This window comes from Amycolatopsis sp. NPDC023774 (assembly GCF_040639695.1).
GTDB lineage: Bacteria > Actinomycetota > Actinomycetes > Mycobacteriales > Pseudonocardiaceae > Amycolatopsis.
The window spans coordinates 101774-113428 of record NZ_JBFAAJ010000023.1; the positions used below are offsets into that span (position 1 = coordinate 101774).

Below are 11655 nucleotides of genomic sequence, written 5' to 3' on the forward strand. Positions count from 1 at the left end.
GTCGCGTCGAACCCCCGAAATCAGGCGCCGAACCACCGCGAAAGCCGGACCTCCAGCTCCTGCTGGTCGTCACCGAGCCACACCACGTGCCCGTCGGGACGCAGCAGCACGGCGGGCGCGTCCAGCTCCTCGCTGACATCGACGACGTGGTCCACGCGATCCGCCCAGCCCGCGACGGAAAGTGCGCCGGTCTGGTCGAGCAGCAGCCCGCGCCCGGTGTGCATCAGCCCGTAGAGCGGGCCGCGCTTCAGGTTGACGTTGCGCAGCCGCCGGCCGAGCAGGTCGGGGCCGTCGCCGAAGTCGTAGCGGATGCCGATCGCGGTGACCTTCTCGATCAGGAACCGCCGCACGTCTTCGAAGTCCATCAGCTCCGACACGAGCCGGCGCACGGCCTGCGGACCCGGCTCCAGCGACATCAGCTCCGCCTGTGCGCGCGTGTTGTTCAGCACGGACGCGGCCACCGGGTGCCGTTCGGTCTCGTAGGTGTCCAGCAGGCCGTCCGGCGCCCAGCCGTGGACCGCGGCCGCGAGCTTCCAGCCGAGGTTGAACGCGTCCTGGATGCCGAGGTTGAGCCCCTGCCCGCCCATCGGCGGGTGGATGTGCGCCGCGTCGCCGGCCAGCAGCACGCGGCCGCAGCGGTAGCGCTCGGCCAGGCGGGTGGCGTCGCCGAAGCGCGACAGCCAGTGCGGCGAGTGCATGCCGAAGTCGGTTCCGGCGGTCGCGCGCGTGGCCTCCCGAAGCTCCTCCAGCGTCGGCGGGCGCGTGCGGTCCCCGGCCACCTCGAGCGCGGGCGTGACGAGCCGGTAGCCCCCGCTCTCCAGCGGGCCGGCGCCGAACCCGAGCTGGGTCTTGCGGACCTCCGTCATCACGGCGAGCACCTCGTCGGCGGGAGCTGTCAGCTCCACCTCGCCCAGCAGCCACTCCTGCCGCGACGGGTCGCCGCGGAACTCGATCCCGAGCCGCTTGCGCACGGTGCTGCGGCCGCCGTCGCACCCGACGAGGTAGCGCGAACGCAGTTGCGAACCGTCGGCCAGCTCTGCCGTCACACCTTCGTCGTCCTGGCTCAGCCCGACGACTTCGCAGCCGTACCGCAGCTCGGCGCCGACCTCGAGGGCGTGCTCCCTCAGCAGCCGCTCGACGACGGTTTGCGCCACGCCGAGCGTGTGCGGGAACGAGGTGTCCAGGTCCGGCGGGATCGGCTTGGCGATGCCCGCGAATCCCCCGATCGGGTAGGTCGTGCCGACGTCCAGGAACCGCTCCAGCAGCCCGCGCTGGTCCAGCACCTCCAGGCTGCGCGTGTGCAGGCCCAGCCCGCGCACGATCTTGCTCGGCTCGGCATCGCGCTCCAGCACGACCACGTGCAGGCCCTGCAGTCGCAGCTCGGATGCCAGCATCACGCCGGTCGGCCCGCCACCGGCGATGAGCACATCGATCACGAAAACTTCCCCCGCTTCACGTTCGACTCCGCGCCGGACACCCCGGGTTCCGGCCACGGTGCACGATTGTGCGCCGTCACCAGGGTCTTGCCGCAAGCCCCGGGGTGCGCTATAGGTTGGAAGTGGCAGGAGAAGTATTTCCTGCCCTTCTTTGTGTCCGCGCTGTGATGTCCGCGCTGTGATGGCCGCAGTGGACGGACGTACTAGCGCCAGTCGTGCCCATGGTCGGTCAGCGGGTTGTCGTCCACCACGCGGAGACGTCCGGGTCGACCCAGCGTTTGCCCTCGTCCAGCGTCTTGATCACCGAGGTGATGTGCGCCAGCTCGGCCGACTTGCTCACGAACCCCTGCACGCCCGGTTTCAGCGCCTTGCGCAGCGCGCCCGGCCGCTGAGGTCACGAGTTCGCCTGGCCCGGATCCGCCGCTCGGGTTAGAGTCTCCGGCGTAATACCCCCACACCGTATACGGAGGTCAGGTGGCAGCGATCGGGCACGCGCTGGCGTTGGCGGGGTCGATGGCGTGGCAGATCCTCTGGGCCCTGATCCTCGGCTTCGTGCTGTCCGCCGTGGTGCAGGCGGTGGTGCGCAAGTCGACGATCGTGCGGCTGATGGGTGACGACCGGCCGCGGACGCTTGCGGTGTCTTCGCTGCTGGGCGCGGCTTCGTCGTCGTGCTCCTACGCGGCCGTGGCGCTGGCGAGGTCCCTGTTTCGCAAGGGCGCGGGCTTCACGGCGGCGATGGCGTTCGAGATCGGGTCGACGAACCTGGTGGTGGAGCTCGGCATCATCATGGCGTCGCTGCTGGGCTGGCAGTTCACCGTCGCAGAGTTCGTCGGCGGGCCGATCATGATCGTGCTGGTGGCGGTGCTGTTCCGGCTGTTCGTGCGGCAACGCCTGATCCGCGCGGCGCGTGCGCAGGCCGACAAGGGCGTGGCCGGGTCCATGGAAGGCCACGCCGCGATGGACATGTCCGTGGCGGACGAGGGTTCGTTCCTGCACCGCTTGGCGTCCGGTGCCGGGTTCACCGCCGTGGCGCACGTGTTCGTTATGGAGTGGGCCGCGATCCTGCGGGACCTGGTCGTCGGCCTGCTCATCGCGGGTGCCATCGGCGCCTGGGTCCCCGACTCGTTCTGGCACGCGTTCTTCTTCGTCGACGACCCGCTCGTCTCGGCGCTGTGGGGTCCGCTCGTCGGCCCGCTGGTGGCGATCCTGTCGTTCGTCTGCTCGATCGGCAACGTCCCGCTGGCCGCCGTGCTCTGGAACGGCGGCATCAGCTTCGGCGGCGTGCTGTCGTTCGTCTTCGCCGACCTGCTGATCCTCCCGATCCTCAACATCTACCGGAAGTACTACGGCCTGCGCATGGCCCTGGTCCTGCTCGGCACCTTCTACGCGGCCATGGTGGTGGCCGGCTACGTCATCGAGCTCCTCTTCGGCGTCACCGGCCTCACCCCGACAGAGCGCACGGCCACCGTCGGGCAGGACGGTATTTCGTGGAACTACACGACGTGGCTGAACATCTTCTTCCTGCTGCTCGCGGGCCTGCTGCTCGTCCGGTTCGTCCGGACTGGCGGCCGCCCGATGCTGCGGATGATGGGCGGCGCTCCGGCTTGAGCCGGGTGTGGCGCAGGACACGGTGCCGTTTCGATCTTCCGGCCCCCGGGTAGCTGATCTCTCGGGTGCCGGGGGGACCTGAAGGCCACGCGCAAGGAGGGAGTGCCGGCGGAACGCGATTCCGCCGGCACTTTCGTTTGTGCCGGGCCACGAGTTCTTCGGCGGTGGCGCACGCCGGCCACTCGCGCGTCAAGCTCGCGAACCTGTTGGTGCGTAAGGAAACGCTCTGGGCGTCAGCCTTGTGCAAGTTCCTCCGCCGAGTCCTCGCCCGCCGTCGAAGTCCGGCGGAGGAAGTCGGCGATCACTTCGAGCTCGGCGTCGGTGTAGCGGTCGCAGAGGGCGTCCATGCGGGTGTTCATGCCGGAGAAGACCTGGAACAGCTCGGCGTTGCGCTCGCGCACACCGCGCAGCGTCACGGCGCGCCGGTCGGCCGACTCGGGGTCGCGCTCGCGGACGATCCACCCGCCCTTCTGCAGGCGGTCCAGGATGCCGGTCAGCGTCGCGGGGTGCAGCCCGGAGCGGCGCGCGAGCTCGGTCGGTGACAGCGGGCCGTGGCGGTTGATGAAGTCGAGGCAGGTCCAGTCGACGTCGCGCAGCTCCACGCGGCTGCCGAAGCGCCGGTTGAGCAGCGACAGCTGGATGTTCAGGTCGCGCACGGCGTCCTTGACCGACGTTGTCAGCTGCCTTCGCCGCCGCGCCGTGGCCCGGTCTGGGCTCATGCCGCCGTCCCCTCGTGGTTCGTATGGAATCCGTAAGGTATCGCGGCCGAGGTGGCTCCGGCGTTCCAGTGAAGTATGCGTTCAATATTATATCCTTATCGTAGAACTTGAGGTACTGTCGACAGTATGAACACGGACAGCCATCGCCGGATGATCAACACCATCAACAAGATCATCGTCGGACTGCAGCGAGGGGGGATCGCGTTCGGGCCGATGCAGCTGCTCACCGTGAAGGGCCGGCGCACCGGGCAGCCGCGCACGTTCCCCATCGCCGTCAATGAACTCAGCGGCGGCCGCTACATCTTCCAGGCCTTCCCGAAAGCCGCGTGGGTGGCCAACGCGCGCGCCGCCGACACCGTCACGCTCACCAGAGGCCGAAAAACCTCGACGGCACGCCTGGTCGAGGTCCCGGTGGAGGACCGGCGTCCGCTGCTGCGCCAATTGGTCGCAACAAGTCCCGTGAGTGTCGGCAAACGCTTCGTGACGACCGGGCTGGCCGGGGCCGCCTCACCGGACGCCGTCGCCGAGTCGGCCGACCGGATCGCGGTGTTCCGCGTCGAACCCGCCTGAACGTTTCTTTGCGCCGAGGTTGACCGAGCCGGCGGTCAGTCTGGAAAGGACGGACCACTCGGCTCGTTTCACGCGTCGACGACTGCCGCACCGGCCGCTGTGCGCTGAACCGCTGCATCCGGCCTTCACCGCCTTGTTGCTTTCGTACGCTTCACCGGGCCGGGCAGCTCGCCGCCGGCTCCGCTCGGTCAGGTGGCCGGCGCCTACCGTGACACGGCAGCGAACTTCGCGAGGGCCTCCTCAGTGACCGGTGTGAAAATGTTGACGAGATTCCCGTCGGGATCGCGGAACAGCAAGGCGCGATTCCCCCACGGCATCGTCGTCGGCGGGGTCACCACTTCCTCCAGCCACTCGCTCAGCTCGGCGTAGCGCGCGTCCACATCGCCCACGATGAACTCGACGATCACCGACCGGTTCACCCCGGCCTCCGCCGACCCGGCCCCGAACAACCCGACCGTGCGCGTACTCCCGATCGCCAACGTGCACGACGGAAAACCCACCTCGGCGAAATCGGGTGTGCTCCACCTCGCCGCGTGTCCGCTGACCCGCTCGTAGAACGCGACGAGCCGCCCGACGTCGCCGGTGATGATCCGTATGGACGCGAAGTTCACGGGGTTCCTTCCTTCTGCTGCTTCAGACCTGGCCGACGCTAGAACCGATCGCGGACAGCTCAGGTCCTCGTTTGTGAACATTGTCCGCCGCGTCCAGAACTGTGATCACGATCTTCGCGACGTACGGCGACCGGTGTGAAAACTTCGGCTTTGTGGCGCTCACCGGCACCGAGCGCGCATCCGTCTCTCGCGCACGGATGCCTTCCCCGGCCTGCGAATCCGCCGCGATTCCGAGGGTCCACACCGCCGCGCTCACGCACTTCGGCCGTCTCCCTGAGCGACCTCGACCAGGGGTCCGGCAACGTACGGTGATCCGACGGCGTCCACATCGCGTCCAGAGGGGGCCGACATGGCACTCACCACCGCGGGCCCGACCACCCGCCTCGGGCAGACCACCACCGGCGGCCTCTTCCGGACGTGCCGACCATGACGCGTAACTCGTTCCTCGCGACGTGGGTGCTCTGGACGGTCGGGTTCCTCGCCTTCCCCCTCGGCGGCGTGGCGGGCGGCGCCGTCGTCGGCCGGGTCGACAGCCCGCTGGCCGCGCTGTTCGGCGGCGCGGTGACCGGGCTGGTCGTCGGCACCGGCCAGGCCCTCGTCAGCCGCCGGCGGCTCGACCCGCTGCGCTGGATCCCCGCCACCACCGCCGGCATGGGCGCGGGCCTGTTCGTCGGCGCGGCCGCCGTCGACTACGGGACTTCCCTGGCCGACCTCGCGATCATGGGCGCCTTCACCGGCGTCGTCTTGGGCGGCGCGCAGCTGGCCGCCCTGCCCCGCGCCACGCGCCACCGTTGGGCCTGGGCCGTGGTGACGCCTGTGCTGTGGTGCCTGGGCTGGATCATCACCACCTCGGCGGGCATCGAGGTGGACGAGCAGTTCACGATCTTCGGCTCGGCGGGCGCCGTGACGGTCTCGGCGCTGTCGGGGCTGCTGCTGCACTGGCTTCTGCCGTACTGGCCGGGTGTCCCCACGAAACGGGTCAAAATCGGATGACGGTCCACAATGTACTCGAGGCCAGGTGCGGATCGCGCCCGACCCCGGCGGCTCTCACGATGCCGTCCGCTGGGCGAAAGGCCGGCTCCTGCCCGTCGAGAAGCTCGACCGCGATCGCGCGCTGCCGAATGCGGCGAAAAATCACCCGGCCCGTGACCAGCCACAACCTCACTTCTGTCGGTGTGCCCCGGTAGCGTCCTCAGCCGTGGATGCTCGGAAGCGGATTCAGGAACTCGCCGATCAGATCGTGGTGCTGCGCGACGCGTACTACCGGGGCTCGCCGGTGGTGGCGGACGCGGAGTACGACGTGGTCGAGGACGAGTTGCGGGGGTTGATCGAGGCCAACCCGGAGCTGGCGCCCGACCCGAACCCACTGGAGCAGGTGGGCGCGCCGGCGGTGTTGCACGCGCCGATCCGCCATTCGCGGCCCATGCTGTCGTTGGAGAAGGCGACGAAGCCCGAGCAGGTGGCAGCGTTCTTCGACCGGTTCCCCGGGCAACCCGTCGTAGTCATGCCCAAGCTCGACGGCCTGTCGCTGGCGCTCGTCTACGAGCAGGGCCGCCTGGCGCGCGCCGTCACCCGCGGCGACGGGACGACCGGAGACGACGTCACCGTCCTCGTCCGGGCCCTGACCGACGGCGTGCCCGACAAGGTCGATGCGCCCGGCCGGGTCGAGGTGCGGGGGGAAGCGGTGATGCTGCGCTCCACGTTTGCGGCCTACAACACCGCCCACCCCGACAAACCGCTGATCAACCCACGCAACGCGGCCGCCGGCACCCTGCGCGCAAAGGACCCGTCGACGGTCGCGGAGCGGCGCCTGCGGTTCTTCGCGTTCGACCTGGACACCGACCCCGACAGTGCCGACACCGACCTCGCCCGCGCCCTCCAGACGCTCGGCTTCACCGCCGCCGACATGCGCCGCTGCGCGGACGCGGAGGCCGCGCAGGCGGTGATCACCAAGATCGAGCAGCAGCGCAACGACCTCGACTACGACCTCGACGGTGCCGTCCTGCGGCTGGCCGATCGGGACGCGTACGCAGCCGCCGGCACGCGTTCGAGCTCACCGCGGGGTGCGCTGGCGTTCAAGTTCGCCGCCGAGGAGAAGACGACGGTGCTGTCCGATGTGGTCTGGGACGTCGGCAAGACGGGCAAGATCGCCCCGGTCGCGTGGCTCGAGCCGGTGTTCGTGGGTGGCACGACGGTCACCCGCGCCACCCTGGCCAACCAGGAGGTCATCCGCGCCCGCGGCATCAAGATCGGCGACACGGTGCTGGTCCGCCGCGCGGGCGACGTGATCCCGTTCGTGGCCGGCGTGCTCGACGCGTCGAAACGCACGGGTGCGGAGCGGGAGATCGTTCCGCCCACCCGGTGCCCGTCGTGCGAGCAGCCGTTGACCGAGCAGGGCAACAGCCGGGAACTGTTCTGCACCAACGTCGCCTGCCCCGCCCAGACCGTACGGCGGCTGATCCACTGGGCCTCGCGCGCGGCCGCGGACATCGACGCCATCGGCGGGGTATGGATCGAACGGCTGGCCGAGATGGGCATCCTGGAGCACCCGTCCGACTTCTACCGGCTGACCAAGGAACGGCTCCTCGAGTTCGACCGCATCGGCGAGGTCTCGGCCACGCGCATGATCGAGTCGATCGACGCCAGCCGCCGCGTCGGTCTGCGCCGCGCCCTGATCGGGCTGGCGATCCCGATGGCGTCGGAGGGTACGGCGGCCCGGCTGTGCCGCGCCGGCTTCGGCTCACTGGAGGCGGTCGCCGAGGCGGGTGAAGACGGGCTCGTGGCCGTCGAGGACATCGGCCCGAAGGTCGCCGCGTCGCTGATCGAGCACCTCACGCGGCTGCGGCCCGAGCTCGAGCGGCTGCGCGAGCTCGGCGTCTCGCTGGACGTCCTGGAGGAAGACCTCCCACCGGTCGTCGCCGCCGGCGCGCCGCTGGCCGAGAAGACGGTGGTGATCACCGGCGGGATCAGCGACCCGCGGTCGGGCGAGAAAGTCCCTCGCCCGACCTTCCAGCGGCTGTGCGAACAGGCCGGCGCCACCACCGCGTCGTCGGTCTCGGCGAGCACCGACCTGCTCATCACCGGTGCCGACGTCGGCGCGAGCAAGCTCACCAAGGCGGAGAAACTCGGCGTCGAGGTCGTCGATCAGGGGGTGATCTGGCGACAGCTGATCGAGGCCGGGGTCGTCTAGCCAGGGGTGCTGTGGCAGTTGTCCTGCGTGGGCATCGGCTTGCTCGGGTCGAACCGGCCGGGCTCGGGGGACACGGACGTGGCGGCGTAGTCGCGGCTGCTGAACGCGGGCGTGAGCCGCTCGTCGTCCGTGCACGCGACGCTGGCGAAGTACGAACTGAAATGGTCCACCCACAGCCCGCGGCTCGACGCCTGCCAGTGCGATCCGCTGCGCACCGCGTAGTCGGCGTCGACCCGGACGAACGGTTCCAGGTCGGCCGGGCCGTCGACCGGATGGTCGCCGGGATCGAACGCGTAGGCCACGACGTAGGACGTGTGGATCAGCAGCTCGCCGGCCTTCCCCGGCTTCACGGTCATCGAGCCGGTCATCCTCGGCTGCACGGGCAGCAGGTGATAGCCGTCCGCAAGGTAGATCACGTGTCCCTCGGGGCTCGCCTGGACGTCCGGTCGCTCGGCCGGTGCGATCAGCCCGACGTACTTGGCCGGGTTGTGGTGAACGAGCGTGTCCGGATCGAACTGCGCGACGCTGATCGCCTGCTTCACCTGGTCCTCGGCCTGCCCGACCTGCTTCGCCGAGAACGTGCCCACCTTCGCCGCCGCCGGCACGGTCAGCCCCGCGATCCCCTCGGCCCAGTTCTGCGCCGGGGTGTCCACGAACGGCCGCGTCAGGTCGACGTGCCCTTCGTCCGGCAGCTCGGTAGGCGCGGCCTCCGTCGTCGCCACCGTGGCCGACGCCGGCGCGCCGACGACCGCATCGGTGCTGTGCTCGGCCGTCGACGTCCCCCACACGTAGAACGCGACCCCCGCCCCCGCCACGACGACCACCGCCACCGCCGCGGTCGTCAGCCTCTTGCGCCACCTCACCCGGCCGCGGCTGCGCCGCAGATCGACCCACGCCTCCTTCTCGGCGTGCCGCCGCCAGTCCGGGTCCATCAGGTCCGGATGGTTCTCGATGTCGTACTCGTCCACTGTGTACCACCCAACCTCGTCGTCCCCGCCGCAAAACATCGGCGGCCGACGCCGGTCGTTACGGTTCGAGCAGTACGAGTCGGCAACGTTTCGGACACGCCTCAGTGCGCGGCCTCGGCCACTGTGGACACTGCTGTTCCCGAGCGACGACTCGCGGTGCCGGCCGACGTGCCCTCGAGGACATTTCCTGCTGTCCGACGGCCGAGCTGCTAGCTTCCGCGTCATGGTGGAACGCAGCGACAGCACGGCTCTCCGCAGGTTGGTGACCGACGCCGGCGGGGAGATCCTGCTGTTCGGCATCACGCCGCCCCGCCTGAGTACCGATCCCGGGCGGATCCGGGAGATCACCGCGGCGACGTTGACGCGGTTGGACTCCCTGGAGGTGGACGGCCTCGCGCTGTACGACATCGACGACGAGAGCGACCGCAACCCGGCGGAGCGGCCGTTCCCCTACCTGCCGACGCTCGATCCCGCCGTGTACCACGCGGAATACCTGGGCGAGTGGAACCGCCCGGCGGTCGTCTACCGCTGCGTCGGCAAGTACAGCGAGGCGCAGTTGCGGACGTGGCTGCAAACGGCCGACGCGGAGCGCGTGCTCACCGTGTTCGTCGGCGCGTCCTCGAAGGACAAACAGGTGCGGACCCGCCTGTCGCAGGCGCAGGCGCTGCGCCGGGACGTCCGTCCGGATCTGCTGCTCGGCGGTGTCGCCATCACCGAACGCCCCGACGAGCACCTGCGGCTGATCGCCAAGCAGCAGGCGGGCTGCGAGTACTTCGTTTCGCAGGTGATCTACAGCTGCGACGCGGCGAAGAGCATGGTCTCCGACTATTACTACGCCTGCCGCGAGGAGCACCTGGAACCGAAGCCCGTCCTGTTCACGCTCTCGGTGTGCGGCTCGGTCAAGACGCTCGCCTTCCTCAAGTGGCTCGGCGTCCACGTCCCACGCTGGCTCGAGAACTCCCTGCGCCACGCCGACGACACACTGGCCGAGTCCTACGCGCACTGCCTGGCGACCGCCCGCGACCTGATCGCCTTCTGCCGCAGGCTCGGTCTGCCTTTCGGCTTCCTGGTGGAAAGCGTGTCCATCCGCAAGGCCGAGATCGAGGCATCGGTCGCCCTCGCCGGAGAGCTGAGCGGACTGCTCGACCGGGGCCGGAAATCCGGCTGACGCAGACCGGGCTTGCCCGGCTCCGGCACACCCCGTCAGTCAGCAGTGGCGATTCCCGCAGCCAACGCCAATGCGGCAGCCTCACCACGCGAACTCACGTCCAGCTTCTTCAACACCCCCGCGACGTGGAACTTCACGGTGCTCTCCGTGATGCCGAGAGCCTCGGCGATGGACTTGTTCCGTTGCCCCCTCGACACGAGGCGCAGCACTTCCAGCTCTCGTCGGTTGAGGGCAGACAGCAGAGCGTCGTCGGGTTGGTCCGAGGCGGGCTCGAACGGGACGGCGATGGCGACGCGGCTGCCCCAGCCGGGGACGGCGTCAACCTCGACGGTGGCACCGAGGGTCTTCGCGCGGCCGTCGAGCTGGCGGCGGAGGCCGGCGGCGTCGAGGTGGCCGGATTCGCGGTCGCGGATGTCGAGGTAAAGGGTGGTGGTGTCGGTCGACCAGGCGATCCTCAGGCGCGTGAGGTCGGGCTGAGTGGTGAAGGCCAGCACCGTCGTGCAGGTCATGGCGCGGGCCGCGTGGGCGATTTCGCCGGGCAGCGGGTGCGCGTCTTTCGGCGGGGTGACGAACTCCAGCTCCGCGTCGTGGTGGCGGAGCATCTGCCGGACTTCCCGGCGGAGCCTTATGAACGCGCTGTGGGCCGCCTCTTCGGACAGGGCCAGGTCGGACGTCTGCGCCGAGCGCAGAGCCACCAGCGCGGCCGACGCGGAGTCGGTCGCGGCGAGGCGGGCGTGGTGGTCGTCCAGCCGGGTGGAGCGCAGCGCGGTCAGGATCGTGACGAGCGCGGTTTCGTGGGCCGCGGCCATTTCGGCGATCGTGCGTGCCCGTTCGGTCGAGGCCGCGCGGGACTCGGCCAGGTAGTCCGGGCTGGCTTGCGCGACCTGCTGGCGGATGGAGGTCGCGACGATCCCGAACAACGCGCCCAGCAGCGCCGGCTGCGGGCACCGCGCCCGTGGGGACCGTGGGACGAGGACGAGCAGGGTGCCGCCGGCGTCGAGCGCGGCCCAGACGGTGCGGTCGGTGCCGCCCAGCTCGGCGTGCGTGGTCAGCTGGCTGTCGTGCGGCACGGTGGCCTTGAGCTGCTCGAGCTCGGCGATGGTGATCTTCTCGGTGACCGCCGTGGCGCCGGCGACCTTGCGCGGACGCCCGGTGCACTCGAGGGTGAAGATCACGAGGGCCTGGTGCGGCCAGCGGTCGGCGAGGAATCGCGAGAACCGCGCGGCGATCTCGCGCAGCGGGCCCTCGACGACCTCCCGCAGCTCGGTCAGCTCGATGGGGTCGGACACCGGGACCACGATAACGACCACCGGCCCTGGCCGGAAGACCAGGTTTCCCTCGACCAACGACCAGGTCGCAGCCGCGGTCACCCGTTTTAGGGTCGC

General features: G+C 70.0%; 11 protein-coding genes and 1 pseudogene. 5 read left to right on the top strand and 7 right to left on the bottom strand.

What is annotated here, in order from left to right:
- Positions 1-20: 20 nt before the first annotated feature.
- Complete coding sequence (gene rox / locus AB0F91_RS34410) at positions 21-1436, bottom strand: rifampin monooxygenase (RefSeq protein WP_360604403.1); 1416 nt, start codon at positions 1434-1436, stop codon at positions 21-23.
- 224 nt (positions 1437-1660) lie between these two features.
- Positions 1661-1824, bottom strand: a pseudogene (locus tag AB0F91_RS34415) (DNA-binding response regulator); the annotation flags it as partial.
- An 86-nt stretch (positions 1825-1910) separates the two neighbouring features.
- Here AB0F91_RS34415 and AB0F91_RS34420 point away from each other — a divergent pair.
- On the top strand, positions 1911-3044 hold the full coding sequence (locus AB0F91_RS34420; RefSeq protein ID WP_360604405.1) for a permease: 1134 nt from the start codon (positions 1911-1913) through the stop codon (positions 3042-3044).
- A gap of 233 nt (positions 3045-3277) precedes the next feature.
- Here the strand turns inward: AB0F91_RS34420 and AB0F91_RS34425 are convergent, their stop codons facing one another.
- Positions 3278-3763: a MarR family transcriptional regulator gene (locus tag AB0F91_RS34425; RefSeq protein ID WP_360604407.1), complete on the bottom strand. Its 486-nt coding sequence runs from the start codon at positions 3761-3763 to the stop codon at positions 3278-3280.
- Between the two features lie 126 nt (positions 3764-3889).
- Between AB0F91_RS34425 and AB0F91_RS34430 the strand changes: the two genes are divergently transcribed.
- The gene (locus tag AB0F91_RS34430; RefSeq protein WP_360604409.1) at positions 3890-4333 is read left to right on the top strand and encodes a nitroreductase family deazaflavin-dependent oxidoreductase; all 444 of its coding nucleotides are present in this window, start codon (positions 3890-3892) and stop codon (positions 4331-4333) included.
- Positions 4334-4536: 203 nt separating this feature from the next.
- Here AB0F91_RS34430 and AB0F91_RS34435 read toward each other — a convergent pair whose 3' ends face one another.
- Both AB0F91_RS34435 and AB0F91_RS34440 read right to left on the bottom strand, forming a co-directional pair.
- On the bottom strand, positions 4537-4944 hold the full coding sequence (locus tag AB0F91_RS34435; protein WP_360604411.1) for a VOC family protein: 408 nt from the start codon (positions 4942-4944) through the stop codon (positions 4537-4539).
- 22 nt (positions 4945-4966) lie between these two features.
- The gene (locus tag AB0F91_RS34440; protein ID WP_360604413.1) at positions 4967-5200 is read right to left on the bottom strand and encodes a hypothetical protein; all 234 of its coding nucleotides are present in this window, start codon (positions 5198-5200) and stop codon (positions 4967-4969) included.
- Between the two features lie 170 nt (positions 5201-5370).
- Between AB0F91_RS34440 and AB0F91_RS34445 the strand changes: the two genes are divergently transcribed.
- Both AB0F91_RS34445 and ligA read left to right on the top strand, forming a co-directional pair.
- Positions 5371-5937: a hypothetical protein gene (locus AB0F91_RS34445; RefSeq protein WP_360604415.1), complete on the top strand. Its 567-nt coding sequence runs from the start codon at positions 5371-5373 to the stop codon at positions 5935-5937.
- Between the two features lie 205 nt (positions 5938-6142).
- Entirely contained in the window at positions 6143-8134 is a 1992-nt protein-coding gene (gene ligA, locus AB0F91_RS34450) for an NAD-dependent DNA ligase LigA (RefSeq protein ID WP_360604417.1), read from the top strand.
- Here ligA and AB0F91_RS34455 read toward each other — a convergent pair.
- A complete protein-coding gene (locus tag AB0F91_RS34455) occupies positions 8131-9102 on the bottom strand; it encodes a hypothetical protein (protein WP_360604419.1) in 972 nt (323 codons plus the stop codon). The genes ligA and AB0F91_RS34455 overlap by 4 nt on opposite strands.
- A gap of 223 nt (positions 9103-9325) precedes the next feature.
- Here AB0F91_RS34455 and AB0F91_RS34460 point away from each other — a divergent pair, with 223 nt between their 5' ends.
- The gene (locus AB0F91_RS34460; RefSeq protein WP_360604421.1) at positions 9326-10270 is read left to right on the top strand and encodes a 5,10-methylenetetrahydrofolate reductase; all 945 of its coding nucleotides are present in this window, start codon (positions 9326-9328) and stop codon (positions 10268-10270) included.
- A gap of 35 nt (positions 10271-10305) precedes the next feature.
- Here the strand turns inward: AB0F91_RS34460 and AB0F91_RS34465 are convergent, their stop codons facing one another.
- Positions 10306-11559 carry a LuxR C-terminal-related transcriptional regulator gene (locus AB0F91_RS34465; protein ID WP_360604423.1) on the bottom strand — a complete coding sequence of 418 codons (1254 nt, stop codon included), beginning with the start codon at positions 11557-11559 and terminating at the stop codon, positions 10306-10308.
- Positions 11560-11655: the final 96 nt, after the last annotated feature.